Annotated in this window: 16 protein-coding genes; 6 read left to right on the forward strand and 10 right to left on the reverse strand. The window is 62.8% G+C overall.

Features of this window, described 5'->3' with window-relative positions; translation table 11 throughout:
* Nucleotides 1–5: 5 nt before the first annotated feature.
* The 5 genes from ABLX76_RS23270 to ABLX76_RS23290 form a co-directional block, all read right to left on the reverse strand.
* Nucleotides 6–1550 (reverse strand): sugar ABC transporter ATP-binding protein, encoded by a 1545-nt coding sequence (locus ABLX76_RS23270; protein WP_023288767.1) that lies wholly within the window; start codon nt 1548–1550, stop codon nt 6–8.
* Between the two features lies 1 nt (nt 1551).
* Nucleotides 1552–2172: a DUF2291 domain-containing protein gene (locus tag ABLX76_RS23275; RefSeq protein ID WP_032455053.1), complete on the reverse strand. Its 621-nt coding sequence runs from the start codon at nt 2170–2172 to the stop codon at nt 1552–1554.
* Between the two features lie 43 nt (nt 2173–2215).
* The gene (locus ABLX76_RS23280; RefSeq protein WP_023288769.1) at nt 2216–3151 is read right to left on the reverse strand and encodes a D-ribose ABC transporter substrate-binding protein; all 936 of its coding nucleotides are present in this window, start codon (nt 3149–3151) and stop codon (nt 2216–2218) included.
* Nucleotides 3152–3311: 160 nt separating this feature from the next.
* Nucleotides 3312–4832 carry an FGGY-family carbohydrate kinase gene (locus tag ABLX76_RS23285; protein ID WP_023288770.1) on the reverse strand — a complete coding sequence of 507 codons (1521 nt, stop codon included), beginning with the start codon at nt 4830–4832 and terminating at the stop codon, nt 3312–3314.
* A gap of 347 nt (nt 4833–5179) precedes the next feature.
* Nucleotides 5180–6130: a sugar-binding transcriptional regulator gene (locus tag ABLX76_RS23290; protein WP_002893602.1), complete on the reverse strand. Its 951-nt coding sequence runs from the start codon at nt 6128–6130 to the stop codon at nt 5180–5182.
* A gap of 382 nt (nt 6131–6512) precedes the next feature.
* Between ABLX76_RS23290 and ABLX76_RS23295 the strand changes: the two genes are divergently transcribed.
* Both ABLX76_RS23295 and ABLX76_RS23300 read left to right on the forward strand, forming a co-directional pair.
* Nucleotides 6513–7343 (forward strand): transketolase, encoded by an 831-nt coding sequence (locus ABLX76_RS23295; protein WP_032455056.1) that lies wholly within the window; start codon nt 6513–6515, stop codon nt 7341–7343.
* The gene (locus ABLX76_RS23300) at nt 7336–8271 is read left to right on the forward strand and encodes a transketolase C-terminal domain-containing protein (RefSeq protein WP_032455057.1); all 936 of its coding nucleotides are present in this window, start codon (nt 7336–7338) and stop codon (nt 8269–8271) included. Before ABLX76_RS23295 ends, ABLX76_RS23300 begins: the two co-directional genes overlap by 8 nt.
* Before the next feature lie 34 nt (nt 8272–8305).
* Here the strand turns inward: ABLX76_RS23300 and entD are convergent, their stop codons facing one another.
* Together entD and fepA are read right to left on the reverse strand one after the other, a co-directional pair.
* Nucleotides 8306–8935 (reverse strand): enterobactin synthase subunit EntD, encoded by a 630-nt coding sequence (gene entD, locus ABLX76_RS23305; RefSeq protein WP_348875355.1) that lies wholly within the window; start codon nt 8933–8935, stop codon nt 8306–8308.
* Nucleotides 8936–9001: 66 nt separating this feature from the next.
* Nucleotides 9002–11230, reverse strand: coding sequence for a siderophore enterobactin receptor FepA (gene fepA / locus ABLX76_RS23310; RefSeq protein ID WP_087826796.1), 2229 nt, complete (start codon nt 11228–11230; stop codon nt 9002–9004).
* A 259-nt stretch (nt 11231–11489) separates the two neighbouring features.
* Between fepA and fes the strand changes: the two genes are divergently transcribed.
* From fes to entF, 3 genes are read left to right on the forward strand one after another with little or no spacing between them, the layout of a single operon-like run.
* Nucleotides 11490–12698: an enterochelin esterase gene (fes, locus tag ABLX76_RS23315; RefSeq protein WP_348875357.1), complete on the forward strand. Its 1209-nt coding sequence runs from the start codon at nt 11490–11492 to the stop codon at nt 12696–12698.
* Nucleotides 12699–12725: 27 nt separating this feature from the next.
* Complete coding sequence (locus ABLX76_RS23320; protein WP_032455062.1) at nt 12726–12929, forward strand: MbtH family NRPS accessory protein; 204 nt, start codon at nt 12726–12728, stop codon at nt 12927–12929.
* 10 nt (nt 12930–12939) lie between these two features.
* The gene (gene entF / locus ABLX76_RS23325; protein ID WP_348875358.1) at nt 12940–16821 is read left to right on the forward strand and encodes an enterobactin non-ribosomal peptide synthetase EntF; all 3882 of its coding nucleotides are present in this window, start codon (nt 12940–12942) and stop codon (nt 16819–16821) included.
* 64 nt (nt 16822–16885) lie between these two features.
* Here the strand turns inward: entF and fepC are convergent, their stop codons facing one another.
* The 3 genes from fepC to fepD are packed head-to-tail and all read right to left on the reverse strand — an operon-like array spanning nt 16886 to nt 19673.
* Nucleotides 16886–17680: an iron-enterobactin ABC transporter ATP-binding protein gene (fepC, locus tag ABLX76_RS23330; protein WP_032455067.1), complete on the reverse strand. Its 795-nt coding sequence runs from the start codon at nt 17678–17680 to the stop codon at nt 16886–16888.
* Complete coding sequence (gene fepG, locus ABLX76_RS23335; protein ID WP_065882562.1) at nt 17677–18669, reverse strand: iron-enterobactin ABC transporter permease; 993 nt, start codon at nt 18667–18669, stop codon at nt 17677–17679. The genes fepC and fepG overlap by 4 nt, the downstream gene beginning before the upstream one ends.
* Nucleotides 18666–19673 (reverse strand): Fe(3+)-siderophore ABC transporter permease, encoded by a 1008-nt coding sequence (gene fepD / locus ABLX76_RS23340; RefSeq protein ID WP_023288781.1) that lies wholly within the window; start codon nt 19671–19673, stop codon nt 18666–18668. The genes fepG and fepD overlap by 4 nt, the downstream gene beginning before the upstream one ends.
* A gap of 112 nt (nt 19674–19785) precedes the next feature.
* Here fepD and entS point away from each other — a divergent pair, with 112 nt between their 5' ends.
* On the forward strand, nt 19786–21027 hold the full coding sequence (entS, locus tag ABLX76_RS23345; RefSeq protein WP_048334354.1) for an enterobactin transporter EntS: 1242 nt from the start codon (nt 19786–19788) through the stop codon (nt 21025–21027).
* The last annotated feature ends 356 nt before the right edge of the window (nt 21028–21383 follow it).

The raw sequence follows: 21383 nt of genomic DNA on the forward strand, positions 1-21383 counted from the left end.
CCTGATTAATCTTGAGGTGTTGAAGCCGCGATTAACTGTTCGCGGGTCACCGCATGACGCGGTAGATCGGCGGTAATGCGGCCATCGGCCATCACCAGGATGCGGTCGGCCAGGGCCATCACCTCATCCAGCTCTGAAGATGAAAACATCACCGCCAGCCCCTGCTGGGCCATTTTGCCGATCAGGTGATAGACGTCGGTTTTCGCGCCGACGTCAATGCCGCGCGTCGGTTCGTCGAGGAACACCACCTGCGGCTGGGTCATCAGCGCTTTACCCAGCACCACTTTTTGTTGATTACCGCCGCTCAGCGAGGTGATGGGCAAATTGGCGTCGCTGACCTTGATCGCCAGCTGCTGGATCATCGTTTTCACGCAGGTCTCTTCTTTTTGCGGATTCAACCAGCGCCAGGCGCGGCGAAACCCCTGCAGGCTGAAATCAGAGAGCGTCATGTTGGCCTGAATCGACATCATCTGCACCACGCCTTCGCCCTGGCGGTCCTCCGGCACCAGCGCCAGCCCCTTTTTCAGACGCTGCTGAAAGCGTGATTTGCCGATGCTTTCGCCGTTGAGATGCACCTCGCCGCGCTGGCAGGGCATCAGCCCCACCAGACCTTTAAACAGCTCGGTGCGTCCGGCCCCCAGCAGGCCGTAAATGCCGATCACTTCGCCTTTGCTAAGAGTGAAGGTAACGTCATTGAGCTTGTAGCCGCCGCTGGGATGCAGCGCGGTCAGCCCCTTGACGTCAAGCACCGCGTTGCCTTTTGGCGCCGGTTGATAATCAAAGTGTTTTTTCTTATCGCCGACCATCTGCTCAATTATCCACGGCACGCTGGCGTCGCTGACGTGACGCTCGCTGATAAAGCGACCGTCGCGGAAAATGGTGATGTTGTCGCCGATCTCCATCAGCTCTTCGAGGCGATGAGAGATATAAATAATGGTCACCCCGCGGCGCTTAAGCTGCGCGATCACCTTGAACAGAACTTTCACCTCAGACTGGCTGAGCGCCGAGGTGGGTTCGTCCATGATCAGCACCCGGGTGTCTTTCGACAGCGCGCGGGCAATCTCGACTAACTGCTGGTGGCCGATACCGAGTTCGCCCAGCGGGGTGTAGGGATCGACATCCAGCTCCAGTCGCTCCAGCAGCGATTTGGCCAGCGCGTACTGGTATTTTTCGTTGATGCGTCCTTTCTGAAAGAATTCATTTGCCATGAAGATGTTGTCCATCACATTCATATTGGGAAATAAATTCAGCTCCTGGAAAATAATGCTGATGCCGAGTTTTTCTGCCTGATGAGTCGAATGTAATGAAACCGCTTCGCCATCGAGAATAATTTGCCCGGAGGAGGGCGTTTCCACACCGGCAAGCATTTTCATCATGGTGGATTTACCCGCACCATTTTCTCCGATCAGCACGTTGACCTTATTTCGATAGACCCGGTAATTGACATTATCCAGGGCGGTCACGCCGGGATAGACGCGTGACAGGCCGCGGGTTTCGATAATCACTTCGGACTCAGCGGGCTGGGGAGCGACGAGTTCTTGCGGCGCCATATTATTGCCCCCCCGCGTGAACGATTTTCGCCGGGGTAATTTCCGGGAGAGTTGGCGGAATATCCCAGGCCGAGAAGACGCCGTAGACCTCCACGCTGTCGCCGGTTTTGAGGTTGGCGGTCTGAATCATTTTGACTGCCTGGCTGTTGATATTCTTGCTGTACTCGCCGAACAGCACCTGGTCATTAAAGTCCTGATAGCTGGCGCCGCTGTAGCCGTCGCGCAGCTGGGTGCCGCGCAGGGTGGGGCCAATCTGCACCGTCACCTTGCCGACGCTGGGGTCGGACAGGGTCATCTTGCCGCTGCGCGAGGCGGTATCGAGTTTGCTGACAGTACCTGAAACCTTGACGTAGAAGATGCAGGGGTTTTCGTCCTGCGCGCGGTAGCCGAGGGTTTTGCAGGCGCTATCAATGTCTTTTGCCGCCTTGAGCGCGCTCATCAATTCCGCCGCCGGGCGCGCTTTCGTCACCACCTGCGGTACGATGCTCTGCTGCCAGGTTTTATCCATATTTGCCATATGCGGGTTGGGCGGCGATTTCAGGTCTGCCAGCTCCTGCTGCGAGACGATGCGACAGCCCCCAAGCGCCAGCACGGCCAGCGTCAGACAGGTTTTCTTAAACATAATGCTCTCCTCTGCGCCCCCGCAGGGGCGCAACCACCCGAACTCAGGACTTAATGTTGAAATCCTGGACTTTATCGGCGTTATCCTGAGTAATCAGGATGCCGCGGAACATCACGCGCTGTTTAGCCGGCTTTTCGCCTTTTTGCAGGTAATTATCCAGATCGGTGACGCCCTGAGCGGCGATGGCCTGCGCCTGCAGCATCACGGTCGCCTGCAGGGTGCCGGCCTTCACGGCGTCGCGCTCATCGTTGCTGCCGTCGATGCCGACGACGATCACATCGCTGCGGTTGGCCGCCTTCAGCGCCGCAATCGCGCCGAGGGCCACCGGCCCGTTGCCGCAGATCACGCCTTTCACGTCCGGGTGAGCCTGCAGAATGCTGTCCATGATGCGCTTGCCGTCGATCAGGGTGCCTTTGGCATCCTGTTTGGCTACGCTGACCATATCCGGATACTGGTCAATGACCTGATGGAAAGATTTAGAACGGGTGACACAGTTATTATCGGCGAGGTTGCAGGTCAGCTCGGCGTATTTGCCTTTCTCCGCCATTTTCTCGACGAAGACGTTGGCGACCTCGGAGCCGGCCTGGAAGTTATTGTGGGTAATTTGTTCCAGCGCCACATCATCAACCGGAATTTCACGGTTAATTAAGACCACCGGAATGCCGGCTTTTTTGGCCTTTTCAATGGCGGCGACGCTGGCGGTGGAGTCGGCGTTATCAAGAATAATGCCCTGCACCTTTTTACCAATGGCGGTGTCGATAAGCTCATTCTGCTTTTTGACATCTTCGCCATGGGACAGCACGGTGGTTTTATAGCCGAGAGCTTGCGCTTTTTCACTGGCGCCTTTGGCTTCCGAGGCGTAATACGGGTTATCCAGCGAGTTGACCATGATCATAATGGTGCCTTTCTCCGCGGCGTGCGCGGCAAAGGATAAGGCGGTCAGGGTAGCAGCGGTTAAAAGGGTTTTACGTAATTTCATGACTCTGTTCCTGTATTTTTATATTCGAACAAATGAGCCCCTGAGCGGGCAGGCTTTTACGGTCTGAAATTTCCCCTGAATACATTCAGGGATAGCGATATCGTTATGGGCCGGGTTTCTCCTGTAATAAGTGAATGCATGTCGTCGCGCAGTCCGGCGGTCAGGCTGGCGAGTCCGGTTTCCATAATGTTCGGTCGACCGCATGGCGCCACTCCTGCCAGCGAGTTTGCAAGCGCTGGTGGCGGGCCATGTCGGGCTGAAAGGTGCTGTGTTCGGTTAAGAAGGCCTGCAGGTCGGCGGTCGACCCCGGATGGAGCGCTTTGCGCGCCAGCAACGCTGCGCCGATGGCGGACAGCTCCGGTACGTCGCTGCGCATCACCGGGCAGCCGAGCAGATCGGCCTGGTATTGCATCAGCCAGTCATTGTTGGTCGGCCCGCCGTCCACCATCAGCGCCGTCAGGGTAAACTCTTCATGTTGCCGCATCGCCACCACCACGTCGGCAATCTGATAGGTGATGGATTCCAGCGCCGCGCGGATCAGATGCGCGCGTTTCACCCCGCGACTCAGGCCGCAGATCACGCCGCGGGCGCTGTCGTCCCACCAGGGGGCGCCGAGGCCGGTCAGCGCCGGCACGAAGTACACCCCGAGGGTCGAATCAACGGAGGCGGGAAGGGTGTTCAGCTCATGGGCCAGCTCGGCGGCAGAGAGCTCGCTCAGGCCAGTGCTGTCCGCCATCCAGGCGACGGCATCGCCGGTGTGGGGAATATTACCTTCCAGACCCCACACCAGCTGGTCGCCATCGTGCCAGGCGACAGTGGTCGCCAGCGCCTCGATATCGCACTGCGCCGATTTGACTGGCGCCATCACCGATGAACCGGTGCCGTAAGTGGCTTTCACGCAGCCCGCTTCGCCGAGCGCGTGGCCGAACAGCGCCGCGTGGGAGTCGCCGATCATCGCCATAATGGGAATACCGTCCGGAATGGCGGCCAGCCCTTTGGTATGGCCGAAGAGGCCGCTCGACGGTTTAATTTCTGGTAACGCCGCGCGCGGAATGCCGAACAGCGCCAGCATCTCGTCGTCCCACTCGCCGCGGTGCAGATTCAACAACTGGGTGCGGGCGGCATTGGAGTAGTCGCAGCAGAAGGCGTCTCCGGCGGTCAGATTCCACAGCAGCCAGCTGTCGATGGTGCCGAGGCAAATCTCGCCGCGTTCGGCGCGCAGGTGGCCATCGGCAGTCGCATCCAGCAGCCAGCGCATTTTGGAGGCCGAGAACAGCGGGGCGATCGGCAGGCCAGTGGCCTGTTTAATCCGCTGTTCCTGACGATCGTGACGCAGCGTGTCGCAGAACGCGGCGCTGCGGGTGCATTGCCAGGTGATGGCCGCGTTAATCGGTTCGCCGCTGTCGCGATACCAGCCGATGGCGGTTTCCCGCTGGTTGCTGATGGCCAGCGCGGCGACGTTTTCCGCGCCGACGTGGGCTATCGCACTGGCGATCACCGCCAGCGAGGCGGCCACCAGCGCCTCGCCCGACTGCTCCACCCAGCCGTCGCGCGGCGTTTGGATCGCCAGCGGCTGCGAGAATTTGACGATAACCTTACCCCGGCTATCCAGCACCACCGCTTTGGCGTTGGTGGTGCCTTCATCCAGGGCAATGATGAACTCTTTTGCTGTCGCCTGCATCGTGCTCTCCTCGGTCACCCGGTGTCCTGGAACAGCGGAGACGGGATCTTTTCCACCGTCTCATGCGTCTACGCAGGCCATGATGTGACATTTCGTTATCATCTTTTTAATCACTGAATATATATTCGATAGTGATTATTTATTTGATACCTTAAGCCACAAACCCGGTGACGGGCTACCGGAAAAATCATCAATTGTGCTGGCAATCACATTTCGCCGATCGGCAAAAGCGGCGGCAGGCGGCTGGGTTGGTTGACTAAATTATTGAATTTAAACGTATTAACAGAGCCAGCCCTGAGGTTAAAAAAGCACGTCAGGGCGGCAGAGAGGAAAAACAGCGCGGCAGGTTAGTCGCTGACCAGCATGCGGGCGGTAGGATAATCGGTGATTAAAACGTCAATGTAGCCGCCGGTAAGGGCGCCTTTGATGGCCGCGACTTTGTCAGTGCCACCGGCCAGCGCGACGACGTTCGGGCATTTTTTGACCTTTTCCAGCGCCATGCCGATCACCGGATCTTCATCATCGCGTAACACCGGATGGCCGTTTTTGTCGTAGTAGTGCAGGCAGATATCGCCCACCGCGCCGCGCGCCGCCAGCACCTGCAGCATATCTTCGTGATAGTAGTTCCCGGAGGTTTTCAGCAGCTGGGAGGGTTCGAGAATGCCGATGCCGACGATGGCGATATCCACCTCGTCAAAGCGCGACACCACGTCCGCGACGTCCTTGCTGGCCAGCAGCCGGTTGCGCTCCTCCATGGATCCCTCAATGCTCTGCGACGGCAGCAGCCAGGCGTCGCAGTTCAGGCGCTGGGCGAGGGTCTGGGTAAGAATCGTCGCCTGCACGTTACCGTTGGGCCCGACGCCGCCGAGCAGCTGGATCACGCCGCTGGCCTTCAGGTTCTGCGCATGAACTTCATCGACCATCGCGCGAATGGTTGAGCTCCAGGAGGAGACGCCAATCAGATCTTTTGGCCGCAGACGGGTTTCCAGATAGTGGGCGGCGGCGGAGCCAATCGCCCGCTTAATGGTGTGATCGCTGGCCTCTTCTTCGGTATCCACCACCACCGCCTGCTTAAGACCGTAGCGATCCTCAAGCCCTTTTTCGAGCTTCAGAAAAATGTTTGACGGCTGTACGACGCTGATCTTGACGACGCCCTCTTTCTGGCAGCGGGTGATGGCGCGGGAGACAAATGACTGTGAGAGCGAGAGAAGTTGGGCGATATCAGACTGCTTTCGTCCTTCCAGGTAGTAAAGCGTGGCAATCTTAACCAATAGCCGTTGTTCATCCTGCTTAGCCATATTAATCCTCGAAAATCATTTATCGCCTGTGTTCAGGCGCTTAGCGGCAGCCATTTTATTTAGGGTATAGAGGCTTCTATCATACGCGAAAAAAAATCACACTTAAGTGTGACAGGCGTCTAACTTTTGCCAATCCTCAAAATCGACTATGGACAAAAACAAAACAGCCAGGTCATAATCGAATAAAGAATCATCATTGAATATATATTCAAGGAGATTTCAAGTCAATGTGTTTCTCCGGGCTAAGTCCGGAGCGGGAGGCAGAATGTTCCTGAGTAGGGCGCTGTGGCAGAAGGCTTACCACCCGGCATAGGGATATCTGGTTTTTTTAGTTCTTGCTGGAATAAATATTCCATGCTGAAAATAAATTCAGAGGTGTGAAATGAATCCCTACAGATTTGATATTCAGACGCTGGAGCGTAAAGCCCGCGCGGTGCGGCGCCACATTGTGCGCTTAAACGCCAATAGTCCGGCCGGCGGCCACACCGGGGCCGACCTTTCGCAGGTCGAACTGTTAACCGCGCTCTATTTCCGGGTCCTCAACGTGGCGGCGGATCGGCTCGACGACCCGCAGCGCGATATCTACATCCAGTCGAAAGGCCACGCAGTGGGCTGCTACTACTGCGTCCTGGCGGAAGCCGGCTTCTTCCCGGTGGAGTGGCTGGAGACTTACCAGCATGCCAATTCCCATCTCCCTGGCCACCCGGTGCGGCAGAAAACGCCGGGTATTGAGCTGAACACCGGCGCGCTGGGCCACGGTTTGCCTGTTGCGGTGGGGCTGGCGCTGGCCGCGAAGAAAAGCAACAGCACCCGCCGCATTTTTTTGATCACCGGCGATGGTGAACTGGCGGAAGGCAGTAACTGGGAAGCCGCCCTGGCGGCGGCGCACTACGGGCTGGATAACCTGGTCATTATTAATGATAAGAACAACCTCCAGCTGGCCGGGCCGACGCGCGAAATCATGAATACCGATCCGCTGGCCGACAAATGGCGCGCCTTCGGCATGGAGGTCAGCGAATGCCAGGGTAACGATATGGCCTCGGTGGTCGCGGCCATCGAGGGGCTGCAGCAGAAGGGTAAACCAAACGTCATTATTGCCAACACCACGAAAGGCGCGGGGATCTCCTTTATCCAGGGGCGCCCGGAGTGGCACCACCGGGTGCCGAAAGGTGAAGAGATCGCTCTGGCGCTGGAGGAACTGAAAGATGAGTAATGCAGAACACCTGGCTAACGTCATGGTCGAGGCCTTTATCGCCGCCGTGGAAAGCGGTGTCGATCTGGTGCCGGTGGTGGCCGACTCCACGTCGACGGCCAAAATCGCCCCCTTTATTAAGCAATTTCCCGGCCGGCTGGTGAACGTCGGCATCGCTGAGCAGAGTATGGTCGGCACCGCCGCCGGTCTGGCGCTGGGCGGCAAAGTGGCGGTGACCTGTAACGCCGCGCCGTTTCTTATTTCGCGGGCCAATGAGCAAATCAAAGTGGATGTTTGTTACAACAACACCAACGTGAAGCTGTTTGGCCTTAACGCCGGGGCCAGCTACGGTCCGCTGGCCAGCACCCACCATGCGATTGACGATCTGGCGGTGATGCGCGGCTTCGGCAATATCCAGATCTTCGCCCCCTCCACGCCGCGCGAATGTCGGCAGATTATCGACTATGCCCTTGCTTATCAGGGGCCGGTCTATATTCGCCTCGATGGTAAGGCGCTGCCGGAGCTGCTTGACGAGTCGTATCGCTTTGTACCCGGCGCCGTGCTGACTCTGCGCGAAGGAGAGGACGTCGCACTGGTAGCCACCGGTTCGACGGTGCATGAGGTAGTGGAGGCGGCGCAGCAGCTTGCCGACCTCGGCGTTCAGGCGAAAGTGGTCAGCGTGCCGTCGATCCGCCCCTGCGATACCGCCGCGCTGCTGGCGGCGCTGAAGCCGTGCAAAGCGGTGATCACCGTCGAAGAGCATAACGTCAACGGCGGGCTGGGCAGCCTGGTGGCCGAGGTGCTGGCGGAAGCGGGCGTGGGCATTGCCCTGCAGCGGTTGGGGATCCCGGACGGGGAGTACGCCGCCGCCGCCGATCGCGGCTGGATGCGCCAACACCACGGGTTTGATGCCGCCGCCATCGTCGCCCGGGTGCAAAACAGGGGCTGATGGTCTGAACGCCCGTCGCGTGAAGCGCGGGCGTTTACTGCTGCAATGCGCAAAGCGTGACGACCTGCTCCTCCGACGCTGTCCAGTACAGCGGATAGCGTTGCCCCGCAAACCGAAGCGCTAAGGTGCTTGCCGTTATTTCCACGATCTGAAAATCGGTGAACCCCAGCGCGCGCTGGCCTGCCGTCGGCGTCGCCTTAAACCCACTCTCTTTCGCCGAAAAGGCCAGCGTCAGCGCCAGCGGGAAGGGCAGGCCGCTGTGCAATAGCACCTTTTTTTCCGCCTCGTTGATAATGCTGCTCTCCAGCTCCGCCGCCAGCTGTGGAGTAAACCGGCGCTCGATGTCGACGCCCACCGGCCGGTCAGCGACCACCGCCAGCGCGCGCTGGCCGCAGTGGCTGATACTACCGAACCAGGGCGCGGGCCACAGCGGCTGGCGCCGATCGCCAATCGCGGGAGGCTGTTTTTCTCCCACCTCGCGCAGGGCGTACACCGCGGCGATGCGCCCGGCCAGGTGCTCCGCCTGCCGCTTGCGGCCCCAGCCGCTCAGGCTGGCGTGGTAGGGCAGCCACAACAGATCTTCAGGCTGGAAAGTCGCCGGGTCGAAATCGATCTGCTGCAGCGTATAGCCGGCCAGCGGCAGGGGGGCGTGATGTATGCGCATAGGGCAAGAATACCGTGGTTGTCCCCGCCCTTTATCCTGCAAGGGCGGGGCAGGGAGAACCCGCTATCAGAAGTGGGTGTTGACGCTCATATACCAGGTGCGGCCCGATTCGTTGTAGGTCTCGGCGCCGGCGCCGTACATCGTGCCGGTGGCGCCCCCGGTGGTCTGGGCGTTGCCCGCGCGCCAGTGGCGCTTGTCGAAGACGTTATCCACGCCGCCGGTCAGACTAACGTATTTGGTCACGTCCCAGGTCGCGCTCAGGCCGAGGATGCTGTAGGGGCTGACCTCGTTCTTCTCGCTGCCGGTGACCGGTTGACCCTTATAGTTGTACTTCTTCGGCTCCTGTTTGCCGTACCAGGTAAAGGTCGACTGCAGCGAAACGTCATCGCGTACCTGCCAGCTCAGCGTGGAGTTCAGCGTGTATTCCGGGATAATCGACAGCCGATCGCCGGTCTCTTTATTCTTACTCTGCAGCATGTAGGTGATGTTGTTGGTCCAGTTCACGGTCTCGCTCACCGGGACGTTCAGCGTACCTTCCAGGCCTTCCACCACCGCTTTCGGCACGTTTTCCCATTGGTAGAGGTCGGTGCCTTTATTATTTTGATAAACCGGGGCGTAGCCCGCTTCAATTTTGTTGCGATAGTCGTTGCGGAACCACGTGACGCCCGCCAGCCAGCCGTCGCGTTTAAACTCGAGGCCAATCTCTTTGTTGATGCTGGTCTCGGCTTTTAAATCTTCATTCCCCTGCAGATAGCAGCCGTCTTTACTGGCGTAGCAGCCCTGGCCTTTGCTGTAGAGAATGTAGTTCGGGTTGGTCTGATACAGGCTCGGCGCTTTATAGGCACGGGCGATACCCATCTTCAGCGTGAAGTCGTCCCACAGGCCCTGAGACAGATTGAGGGACGGGCTCCAGTTGTTGCCGACGATGCTGTGATGATCGAAACGCAGCGCCGGGGTCAGCATGGTGGTGTCGGTCAGCTCCATGTTGTTCTCAGCGAACAGGGAGAAGATCTCCGCCTTCGAGTAGGGGCTGCGGCCGGTGCTGTCGTAGCCCGGAATTTCTCCCCCCGACAGCGCCTGGGTGTTGGAGGCCTTATCCTTCATGCGCTGCTGGTTCCACTCGCTGCCCAGCGTCAGGTTCTGATTAACCAGATAGTCGAACGGGATGCTGACTTCGCTGTGCAGCATCACATCCGCCAGATCGATATCCGTAAACTGGTTGCTGTTGAAGATCCCCTCGGTCCCCCCGGCGAGGCCTTCGCCTTTGCGCGAGTTGCGGGTACGTTCGTACTGCGCCCAGTTGCTGGTGGTCACCCCGTTGTCCCAGGCGCCGTTCCAGGTGACCGAGTAGGTGTTGCGGTACAGACGGTTGGTCTCTTTGCCGTAGTTCTCTTTTACCAGGTCGTTGGAGTTGGTGTTCTGGGTGTCGCCTGCATAGAGGTTGCCTTGGCGGCTGTAGCCGGCCTCAAACTCCAGCGACTGCATCGGGGCGAATTCCCAGCGCACCAGACCATCGATGTTTTTATTTTTTACCCCTTCGCGCCCGGCCGGCAGGGTGTCGGCATAGATCCCGGTACGTTCGGACTGATGGCCCTGGTTGATGTCCCAGGCGTCGGCCTGGGTTTTGTCGAGGTTACCGAACAGGCGGAAGCTGAAATCGCCGCCCAGCGGGCCGCTGAGGCTGAAGTTGGTGCGCTTGGTGGAGCCTTCGTCTTTGTGCTCCGGGGCGTTCATATAGGTGTTCCAGGAGCCGTGCCACTCATCGCCGGTTTTTTTAGTGATGATATTCACCACGCCGCCGGCGGCGCCGTTGCCATAGCGGGCGGCGGCCGGGCCGCGAATCACTTCGATGCGTTCGATCATCTCCGGCGGCACCCAGCTGGTGTCGCCGCGGGTGTCGCGCTCGCCGCGCCAGCCGAGACGCACGGAGTTGCGGCTGGTGACCGGCTTGCCGTCGATCAGGATCAGGGTATTTTCCGGGCCCATGCCGCGGATATCAATCTGGCGGTTATTCCCGCGCTGGCCGCTGGTGGAGTTGCCGGTCAGGTTGACCCCCGGCATGGTGCGAATGATCTCCGAGACGTCGCGCGCCGGCGGACGTTTGCGGATCTCATCGGCGGTGATGGTGGAGACGCCCGGCGCCTGCAGGTTCTGCTCGGCGGCGGTGACCACCATGGTCTCTTCCGCGGCGCTGTTTTTATCGTCGGTGGCGGTTTCCGCTGCGCTTAACGGAAAAGCAACCCCGTAAATTCCCAGATTGACCAGCAAGGCCAGGGATTTGATCCTGTTATTCATTGTTATTCCTGCTTTTTTGTCGCCACGTTCCCCAAACGCCCCTTCCCACCGGGAGGGGAGGCGGCATAAATGTTGCCGGAAGAGGGCAAAGGCACTCCGTTGCTAGCTGAATAAGCTCTCTTCGACATGTGTTGTGAAAGACGCGCTTCCCACGGCGCGCTAATACGCTATTGCAAATGCAAATAGTTATCAATAATATTATCAATAAAGAATGACAATTAATTAAAAAAGTCACGCGATACATAGGGTTAATGACTGAATGTTAACGACAGGAAGCGAGGAGTGGTGGCGAACTCTGCAGGGACCGCAGTCCCGGGCGGTGGATGACGCCATCGAGGTGACGTTCTGGTGGCGGGATCCGGCGGGGGATGAAACGCGTTCTCCACGCCGTCGGGTATGGCTCTATATCACCGGCGTGACCGACCACCATCAAAATGCGCGACCGCAATCGCTGCAACGTCTGCCCGGGACCGACGCCTGGTGCTGGCGAACCACGCTGTCGCCGACCTGGCGCGGCAGCTACTGCTTTATTCCCTCCGACCGTGACGATGATTTTTCCCCTGAGGTGTTCAGCGCCGATAAGCCGGACCGCGCGCTGCTGCGCGAAGGCTGGCGCAAACTGCTGCCGCGGGCGATAGCCGATCCGCTGAACCCGCACAGCTGGCGGGGCGGACGCGGCCATGGCGTCTCCGCCCTGGAGATGCCGCAGGCGCCGGCGCAGCCCGGCTGGGATCAGCTTAATGAGGCGCATCCTCCCGCCCGTTGCCTTGAGTGGCGCAGCGCGCGTCTGGGCAACCATCGCCGGGTCTGGATCTACACCCCCGGCGAGGCCGTCGACCCGCAAACGCGGCCCCTGGCGATCCTGCTTGACGGCCAGTTCTGGGCCGAAAGCATGCCGGTGTGGTCGCCGCTGGCCGCGCTGACCCGCGAGGGGAGGCTGCCGCCGGCGGTCTACCTGCTGATCGACGCGATCGACAACCAGCGCCGCGGGGTTGAGCTGCCCTGTCATCGCGATTTCTGGCTGGCGGTGCAGGAGGAGCTCCTGCCGCTGGTCCGCGGTCACGTCCCGTTCAGCGACCGCCCGGAGCGGACGGTGGTGGCCGGGCAAAGCTTCGGCGGCCTGGCGGCAATGTTCGCCGCCCTCAACTGGCCGCAGCGCTTTGGCTGCGTGCTCAGCCAGTCAGGCTCCTACTGGTGGCCGCATCGCGATGGCAGCGGGACGGGCTTTATCGGCGAACGTCTCCGCCAGGGCGAGGCGTCCTCGGCCGGGCTGCGCATCTGGCTGGAGGCGGGCCAGCGTGAACCGATTATTTTTCGCGCCAACCAGGCGCTGCTGGCGCAACTTACCACAACGCAGCAGACGATTTTCTGGCGTCAGGTTGACGGCGGGCATGATGCGCTTTGCTGGCGCGGCGGGCTGACGGCGGGGCTGATCCAGCTCTGGCAGCCTCTGCTGTCGCCCCCTTAGCACAGCGCTTTACGACAGGAGTTTGATATGCAATTCAGTAACCCCTTCGACAATCCGCAAGGGCAGTTTTACATTCTGCGCAATGACCAGCGGCAGTTCAGCCTGTGGCCGGGGCATTGCGCGCTGCCTGCCGGCTGGACGGTGGTGTGCCCTCCGCAGTCGGTCGAGGCGTGCAACGCCTGGCTGGCGGCCAACTGGCCGACACTGACCCCCGCCCATCATGCGGCATAAGGAGCTGACCATGACCACTCGTTTACCGCTGGTTGCCGCGCAGCCGGGGATCTGGATGGCCGAGCGCCTCTCCACTCTGCCTGGCGCCTGGAGCGTGGCCCACTATGTTGAACTGCGCGGCGCGCTCGACCCGGCGCTGCTGGGTAAGGCGATTGTCGCCGGGCTGCAGCAGGCGGATACCCTCAGCCTGCGCTTTGAGGAAGAGGAAGGGGAAGTCTGGCAGTGGCTGGCGGCGGAACGCACCTTTGGCGAACCGCCGATCGTTGACCTGCGTACGGCGCCGGATCCGCACCGCGCCGCCACGGAGCGGATGCAGGCGGATCTGGCGCAGGATCTGCGCGTCGATGGCGGCAACCCGCTGGTGTGCCATCAGCTGCTGCGCGTCGGCGACGACCACTGGTACTGGTATCAGCGCTATCACCACTTGCTGGTGGATGGCTTCAGTTTCCCGGCGATTACCCGACAGATCGCCGCCATTTACCGCGCCTGGCAGCGTGGAGAAACCACCCCGGAATCGCCTTTCACCCCCTTTGCCGAAGTGGTGGACGAGTACCAGCGCTACGCCGGCAGCGAGGCCTGGCAGAGGGATAAAGCCTTCTGGCAGGCCCAGCGCCAGGCGTTACCGGCTCCCGCCTCGCTCTCTGCCGCCCCGCTGGGCGGGCGCGCCGCCGGGAGCGATATCTGGCGGATGAAGCTGGCGATGAACGCCGACGCCTTCCGCCGCCTGGCCGGCCATGCGCCGCAGTGTCAGCCCGCTGACCTGGCGCTGGCGCTCACCACGCTGTGGCTGGGCCGCCTGTGCAACCGGATGGACTACGCGGCGGGCTTTATCTTTATGCGCCGGATGGGCTCAGCGGCGCTGACCTCGACGGGGCCGGTGCTCAACGTCCTGCCTCTGGCGGTGCATATTGACGCCCAGGAGACGCTGGCGGACCTGGCGATGCGCCTCGCCGCGCAGCTGAAAAAGATGCGCCGCCATCAGCGCTATGACGCCGAGCAGATCGTCCGCGACAGCGGCAAAGCGGCCGGGGACGAACCGCTGTTCGGCCCGGTGCTGAACGTCAAAGTCTTTGATTACCAGGTGGATATCGACGGCGTCGAGGCGGTGACTCACACCCTCGCCACCGGCCCGGTCAACGATCTCGAGCTGGCGCTGTTCCCGGATGAGACCGGCGGGCTGTCGCTGGAGATCCTCGCTAACAAGGCCCGGTACGATGAAGCCGAGCTGCGTCGCCACATGGCGCGACTGACCGCGCTGCTGGCGCAGTTTGCCGCCGATCCGACGCTACGCTGCGGCGAAGCGGAGATGCTCTCCGCCGACGAGCAGGCCCGGCTGGCGGCGGTCAACGATACCGCTATGCCGCTGCCCGCCACCACCCTCAGCGCGCTGGTGGCCGACCAGGCGCGGAAGACCCCGGATGCCCCGGCGCTGGCGGATGCTAACTGGCAGTTCAGCTATCGTGAGATGCGTCAGCAGGTGGTGGCGCTCGCGCAGCTGCTGCGTCAGCGAGGCGTGAAGCCGGGCGACAGCGTGGCGGTGGCCCTGCCGCGCTCGGTGTTCCTGACCCTGGCGCTGCATGGCATTGTCGAAGCGGGAGCCGCCTGGCTGCCGCTGGACACTGGCTACCCGGACGACCGCCTGCGGATGATGCTGGAAGACGCCCGGCCGTCGCTGCTGATCGCCACGGAGGATCAGCTGGCCCGCTTCAGCGATATCCCCGGGCTGGAGAGCCTCTGCTACCAGCAGCCGCTGGCCGTTGCGGATGACGCGCCGCTGGCGCTGTCAAAACCGGAGCATACCGCCTATATCATCTTTACCTCTGGCTCCACCGGGCGGCCAAAAGGGGTGATGGTCGGCCAGACCGCCATCGTCAACCGCCTGCTGTGGATGCTGGATCGTTATACGTTATCTGCCGACGACGTGGTGGCGCAGAAAACGCCGTGCAGTTTTGACGTTTCGGTGTGGGAGTTCTGGTGGCCGTTTATCGCCGGCGCGCAGCTGGTGATGGCCGAGCCGGAGGCGCACCGCGACCCGCAGGCGATGCAGCAGTTCTTCGCCCACTACGGCGTGACCACCACCCACTTTGTGCCGTCGATGCTGGCGGCGTTTGTCGCCTCGCTGGATGCCGACAGCGTGGCCGCCTGCCGCACGCTGCGGCGGGTATTCTGCAGCGGCGAAGCGCTGCCGACAGAATTGTGCCGCGAATGGGAGCGCTTGACCGGCGCGCCGCTGCATAACCTGTACGGCCCGACGGAAGCGGCGGTGGACGTCAGCTGGTATCCGGCCTGCGGGCCTGAGCTGGCGGAGGTGACTGGCAGCAGCGTGCCGATTGGCTGGCCGGTATGGAACACCGGGCTGCGCATTCTTGATGCCGCGATGCGCCCGGTGCCGCCGGGGGTGGCCGGGGATCTCTATCTCACCGGCATTCAGCTGGCGCAGGGCTATCTGGGGCGTCCGGACCTCACCGCCAGCCGCTTTATCGCCGACCCGTTTGCCCCCGGCGAGCGGATGTATCGCACCGGCGACGTGGCGCGCTGGCTGGCGAACGGCGCGGTGGAGTATCTTGGCCGCAGCGACGATCAGCTGAAGATCCGCGGGCAGCGCATCGAGCTTGGCGAGATTGACCGGGTGATGTCGGCCCTGCCGGACGTGGCGCAGGCGGTGAGTCACGCCTGTGTCTTCAACCAGGCGGCGGCGACCGGCGGCGATGCCCGGCAGCTGGTGGGCTATCTGGTCTCTGACTCCGGCCTGCCGCTGGATACCGCGGCGCTGAAAGCGCGGCTGGCGGAACAGCTGCCGCCGCATATGGTCCCGGTGGTGCTGATGCAGCTCCCCGACCTGCCGCTCAGCGCCAATGGCAAACTGGACCGCAAAGCGCTGCCGCTGCCGACCCTCGGCGGCGAGCGCAGCGGCCGGCCGCCGGAGCCCGGGATGGAAACCGTTGTCGCCGCCGCCTTCAGTCAGTTGCTGGGCTGCGAGGTGAATGATATCGACGCCGATTTCTTCGCCCTCGGCGGCCATTCGCTGCTGGCGATGCGCCTGGCGGCGCAGCTCAGCCGCCAGCTGGCGCGGCAGGTGACCCCGGGGCAGGTGATGGTGGCCTCGACGGTGGGCAAACTGAGCGCGCTGCTGGCCGCCGATCTCAGCGATGAGCAGGCTCAGCGCCTGGGGCTGGATGCGCTTCTGCCGCTGCGCGAGAGCGACGGCCCAACGCTGTTCTGTTTCCATCCGGCCTCCGGCTTCGCCTGGCAGTTCAGCGTGCTCGCGCGCTATCTCAGCCCGCGCTGGTCGATTACCGGTATTCAGTCGCCGCGCCCGCAGGGGCCGATGGCCGGCGCCGCCAGCCTCGACGAGGTGTGCGAGCATCATCTGCAAACGCTGTTGGCGCAGCAGCCGCACGGTCCTTATTACCTGTTCGGCTATTCGCTCGGCGGTACCTTAGCCCAGGGCATTGCCGCCCGCTTGCGCCAGCGCGGCGAAGCGGTGGCCTTCCTCGGCCTGCTGGATACCTGGCCGCCGGAGACGCAAAACTGGGCGGAGAAAGAGGCGAACGGGCTGGATCCGGCGGTGTTGGCGGAAATTGCCCGCGAGCGCGAAGCGTTCCTCGCCGCCCAGCAGGGGCAAGCCTCCGGCGAGCTGTTCAGCGCCATCGAAGGCAACTATGCCGACGCGGTGCGGCTGTTAACCACCGCGCACAGCGCGAAGTTTGACGGCAAGGCAACGCTGTTCGTGGCGGAGAAGACGCGGCAGGCGGGGATGGATCCGCAGGTCGTATGGGGCCCGTGGGTGGGCGAGCTGGAGGTGTTCAGCCAGAACTGCGCCCACGTCGACATTATCTCCCCGCAGGCCTTTGAAGCCATCGGCCCGGTGGTCAGGGAGATTCTGGGATAACGGTTGAGTTCGGGCTACAGCAGGTAGCCCGGCTCAGCGTCGCGCAAGCCGGGGAAAGGGGAAATTACCGGCGGCCCAGCGGCACCACCAGCGGCGTATGCGCCACCGGATCCTCAATGATCGTGCAGCGCAGACCGTAAATCCGTTCAATCAGATCCGCCGTGACGATCTCCTTCGGCGCCCCCTCGGCGACGATCTTACCGTCGCGCAGGGCGATCAGGTGGGTGGCGTAGCGGCAGGCCTGGTTAAGATCGTGCAGCACCGCCGCCAGGGTATAGCCCTTCTCGCGATTCAGCTCGCTCAACAGCTCCAGCAGGTCGATCTGATGGCTGATGTCCAGCCAGGTGGTCGGCTCATCCAGCAGCATAATCGCCGTCTCCTGGGCCAGCACCATCGCAATCCACGCCCGCTGCCGCTGGCCGCCGGAAAGCGTATCGACGCTCTGCAGCGCCAGGTCGCTGATCCCGGTGGCCCGCATCGCATTATTCACCGCCGCTTCATCTTCTTTGCGCCAGCGGGTGAACAGCGGCTGGTGCGGGTAGCGCCCGCGGGCCACCAGCTCCTGCACCGTAATATCGCCAGGAGTGGTGGCATTTTGCGCCAGCAAGCCGATGCGGCGGGCGACCTCTTTACTGGCGTACTGCTGGATCTGCGCGCCGTCGAGCCAGACATGGCCGCTGGCCGGCGTCATCAGACGGCTGAGGGTGCGCAGCAGCGTCGACTTGCCGCAGCCGTTGGGGCCGATAATGGCGGTGAAGTGGCCGTCAGGGATGGTCACGTTCAGCGACTCGGCGATGGTCTTGTTCCCGTAGGCCAGGGTTAACTGCTCGCCGCGCAAACGGGAGGGGACAGCACTCATTTTTTGCGGGACTCCTGAATCAACAATGCAATAAGGTAAATACCGCCGAGGCTGACGGTTAGTACGCCCACCGGCAGCTGCCAGGGCATAAACAGCCGCTGGGCGCCGTAATCGGCCAGCGCCAGCAGCAGCGCGCCGCACAGGGCCGACTGGCTCAATCCCCAGCGGGCCGTGCCGCTCAGGCGGCGGGCGATGTGCGGCGCCACCAGCGCGATAAATGAGATGGGCCCGGCCAGCGCCGTCGAGGCGGCGGTGAGCACCACCGCCACCAGCATCAGCAGCAGGCGCGAACGCTCAACCTGCACGCCCAGCGCGCAGGCGGTATCGTCGCCCATCTCCAGCAGCCGCATCCGACGAACCAGCAGGGCGCTGCCCACCAGCATCAGCAGGATCAGCGGCGCCGACGGCCAGGTTTTACCCCAGGTCAGGCCGTTAAGCGATCCGGCGTTCCACAGGCCCGCAGAAAGGGCGGTCTCCAGCGAGGCGCGCAGCAGCAGCCAGGTGTTGAAGGCTACCAGCATGGCGCGTACGCCGATGCCGATAATAATCAGGCGAAAGGTCTCGATCCCGTTGCGCCAGGCCAGCAGCCAGACCACCAGCGAGGTGAGTACCCCGCCGGCCATCGCCGCCAGGGCAATCGCCGTCAGGTTCTGGCCGAAGAGAACCATCGCCACCAGCACGCCGCTCCAGGCGCCGGTGTTAAAGCCCATCACGTCCGGGCTGCCGAGCGGGTTACGGGTCAGCGACTGGAAAATGGCGCCGCTGACGCCGAGCGCGGCGCCGATGAGCAGCGCCATTAACACCCGCGGCAGCCGCCATTCGTTCACCACCATCGCGACGTTGCGCGGCGCGTCGCCGAACAGGGCGGAGAAGACCTGGTCAATCGTTAGCGGCACCGGGCCTTGCGCCAGCCCGAGCAGGGAAATCAACAGGCTGGCGGCCAACAGCAGCAGACAGCTGGCTATCAGGCGGCGGGACGGGGCAATCACAGGCCACCTCCGCGCGGCTGGCGCCGCACCAGCCAGATCAGCACCGGCGCGCCGAGAAAGGCGCTCACCACCGATACCCGCAGTTCGCCGGGCACCAGCAGGCGGCCAATCACGTCGGCAAACAGCAGCAGCGCCGGGGTGGCGAGCAGGGTGACCGGCAGCGACCAGCGATGATCGGCCCCCACCAGCCAGCGCGCCATATGCGGCATCATCAGACCGATAAAGGCGATCGGCCCGACCACGGCGGTGGCGCTGCCGCACAGGACGGTGATAACGATCAGGCCGATCAACTGGGTGCGGGCGACGCGGCTGCCGAGGGCGGTGGCGGTATCGTTGCCGAGGCTCAGGCTGTTAAGCGCCCGGCTCAGCAGCAGGGCGGCGATCCCCGCCATCGCCACCGGCAGCAGGACAATTTTCAGCGTCTGCAGGGTGCGGATATCCAGCGAACCGGCCTGCCAGAAGCGCAGCTGATCGTAGACGTCCGGGTTGAGCAGGGCGATGCCGTTGGACAGCCCCTCCAGTACCGCCGCAAGGGCGACCCCGGCGAGGGTGAGGCGCACCGGGCTCAGCTGGCCGCCACCCTGGCTGCCGGTGAAGGCCACCAGCAGCGAGGCGCAGAGCGCGCCGCAAAACGCCAGCAGCAGCTGCTCCTGCGGGGAGGTGATCCCGAACAGCGCCGCGCCGAGGACGATGGCGAAGCTGGCGCCGGAGTTGACCCCCAGCAGGCCGGGGTCGGCCAGCGGGTTACGGGTGAGCGTTTGCATCAGCGCGCCGGCGAGGCCGAGGGCGACGCCGGCCAGCAGACCGGCCAGGGTGCGCGGCAGGCGCGCGTCCAGCACGATGGTGCAGTCGGCGCTTTGACAGGTTCCGCTAAAGGCGGTGAATACCGTGCCGATCGGCAACGATTTGGCGCCGATGGTCAGGCTAAGCGCGGCGGCTAAGGCGAGTAACAGCAACAATCCGGGCACGGCGACAGAGCGTACCGCGGTCGTAGAAAACGACATAACTGACATCCCTGATATGATAATGATAGTAATTATCGTTATCGATTTTATTCAGCTATGGTAGCATGACCCACAGTAAAAAGGGTATTAAAAATAACGACAAGGCGCTGTAATGAACCGACAATCCTGGCTGCTCAACCTCAGCCTGCTGAAAACTCACCCGGCGTTTCGCGCCGTTTTTATCGCTCGCTTTATCTCTATTCTGTCGCTTGGCCTGCTGGGCGTGGCGATTCCGGTGCAGATCCAGATGATGACCCATTCGACCTGGCAGGTCGGGTTGTCGGTGACGCTGACCGGCGCGTCGATGTTTATTGGCCTGATGGTGGGGGGGGTACTGGCCGACCGCTATGAGCGCAAACGCCTGATCCTGCTGGCGCGCGGCACCTGCGGCGTGGGCTTTGTCGGCCTGTGTCTGAACGCCCTGCTGCCGGAGCCGTCGCTGGCGGCGATCTACCTGCTGGGGATCTGGGATGGGTTCTTCGCCTCGTTGGGGGTGACCGCGCTGCTGGCGGCGACGCCGGCGCTGGTGGGGCGGGAAAATCTGATGCAGGCCGGGGCCATCACTATGCTCACGGTGCGCCTGGGCTCGGTGATTTCGCCGATGATCGGCGGCCTGCTGCTGGCCTCCGGCGGCGTGGCCTGGAATTTCGGCCTGGCGGCGGCGGGGACCTTTATCACCACCTTAACCCTGCTGCGTCTGCCACAGCTGCCGCCGCCTCCGCAGCCGCGCGAGCATCCGCTGCGTTCCCTGCTGGCAGGGCTGACCTTCCTCTGCCAGAGTCCGCTTATCGGCGGGATTGCGCTGCTCGGCGGCCTGCTGACCATGGCCAGCGCGGTGCGGGTCCTCTATCCGGCGCTGGCCGGGAGTTGGCAGATGTCGGCAGGGCAGATTGGCCTGCTGTACGCCGCGATCCCGCTCGGCGCGGCGCTGGGGGCGTTGACCAGCGGCCAGCTGGCCCAGACCGTGCGGCCGGGTGCGCTGATGCTGGCGACGACGGTGTGCTCCTTTGTCGCCATTGCGCTGTTCAGCCTGATGCCGCACTGGGCGTTGGGCGCGCTGTGCCTGGCGCTGTTTGGCTGGCTGAGCGCTATTAGCTCGCTGCTGCAGTACACCCTGATCCAGACCCAGACGCCGGAACATATGCTCGGGCGAATTAACGGTCTGTGGACCGCGCAAAACGTTACCGGCGACGCCATCGGCGCGGCGCTGCTCGGCGGGTTAGGGGCGGTGATGACGCCGGTCGCTTCCGCCAGCGCCAGCGGCTGGGCGCTGGCCCTCGTCGGCGTGCTGCTGGTGGGGCTGCTACGCGAGCTGCGCCGTTTCCAGCGCCCGGAAATAGTCAACGAAAGCTGAGTACGGTGTGATTGCCCGGTGGCGGCTACGCCTTACCGGGCCTACGGTACTGGGGCCTCGGGCGTTGTAGGCCGGGCAAGCGCCGCGCCGCCCGGCAAGGTGTTCCGACCGCGTACCCGTCCTGATGCCCGGTGGCGGCTGCGCCTTACCGGGCCTGGGGTACGGCAGGCCGGTGCAAGCTCAGTAGGCCGGTGCAAGCGCAGCGCCGCCCGGCAAAGCGTTCCGACCGCATACTCGTCATGATGCCCGGTGGCGGCTGCGCCTTACCGGGCCTGGGGTACGGCAGGTCGGTGCAAGCTCAGTAGGCCGGGCAAGCGCCGCGCCGCCCGGCAAGGTGTTCCGACCGCGTACCCGTC

The organism is Klebsiella sp. JB_Kp004, from assembly GCF_040065795.1.
Taxonomy (GTDB): domain Bacteria; phylum Pseudomonadota; class Gammaproteobacteria; order Enterobacterales; family Enterobacteriaceae; genus Klebsiella; species Klebsiella quasipneumoniae.

What these genes read in the sequence shown, in the direction of transcription:
- entF (WP_348875358.1), top strand. Translation starts at nt 12,940, where the DNA reads ATGACCACTCGTTTACCGCTGGTTGCCGCGCAGCCGGGGATCTGGATG.
- fes (WP_348875357.1), top strand. Translation starts at nt 11,490, where the DNA reads ATGTTAACGACAGGAAGCGAGGAGTGGTGGCGAACTCTGCAGGGACCG.
- fepD (WP_023288781.1), bottom strand. Translation starts at nt 19,673, where the DNA reads ATGTCGTTTTCTACGACCGCGGTACGCTCTGTCGCCGTGCCCGGATTG.
- fepA (WP_087826796.1), bottom strand. Translation starts at nt 11,230, where the DNA reads ATGAATAACAGGATCAAATCCCTGGCCTTGCTGGTCAATCTGGGAATT.
- ABLX76_RS23270 (WP_023288767.1), bottom strand. Translation starts at nt 1,550, where the DNA reads ATGGCGCCGCAAGAACTCGTCGCTCCCCAGCCCGCTGAGTCCGAAGTG.
- ABLX76_RS23280 (WP_023288769.1), bottom strand. Translation starts at nt 3,151, where the DNA reads ATGAAATTACGTAAAACCCTTTTAACCGCTGCTACCCTGACCGCCTTA.
- ABLX76_RS23320 (WP_032455062.1), top strand. Translation starts at nt 12,726, where the DNA reads ATGCAATTCAGTAACCCCTTCGACAATCCGCAAGGGCAGTTTTACATT.
- ABLX76_RS23295 (WP_032455056.1), top strand. Translation starts at nt 6,513, where the DNA reads ATGAATCCCTACAGATTTGATATTCAGACGCTGGAGCGTAAAGCCCGC.
- ABLX76_RS23290 (WP_002893602.1), bottom strand. Translation starts at nt 6,130, where the DNA reads ATGGCTAAGCAGGATGAACAACGGCTATTGGTTAAGATTGCCACGCTT.
- ABLX76_RS23285 (WP_023288770.1), bottom strand. Translation starts at nt 4,832, where the DNA reads ATGCAGGCGACAGCAAAAGAGTTCATCATTGCCCTGGATGAAGGCACC.
- entS (WP_048334354.1), top strand. Translation starts at nt 19,786, where the DNA reads ATGAACCGACAATCCTGGCTGCTCAACCTCAGCCTGCTGAAAACTCAC.
- ABLX76_RS23300 (WP_032455057.1), top strand. Translation starts at nt 7,336, where the DNA reads ATGAGTAATGCAGAACACCTGGCTAACGTCATGGTCGAGGCCTTTATC.
- fepC (WP_032455067.1), bottom strand. Translation starts at nt 17,680, where the DNA reads ATGAGTGCTGTCCCCTCCCGTTTGCGCGGCGAGCAGTTAACCCTGGCC.
- entD (WP_348875355.1), bottom strand. Translation starts at nt 8,935, where the DNA reads ATGCGCATACATCACGCCCCCCTGCCGCTGGCCGGCTATACGCTGCAG.
- ABLX76_RS23275 (WP_032455053.1), bottom strand. Translation starts at nt 2,172, where the DNA reads ATGTTTAAGAAAACCTGTCTGACGCTGGCCGTGCTGGCGCTTGGGGGC.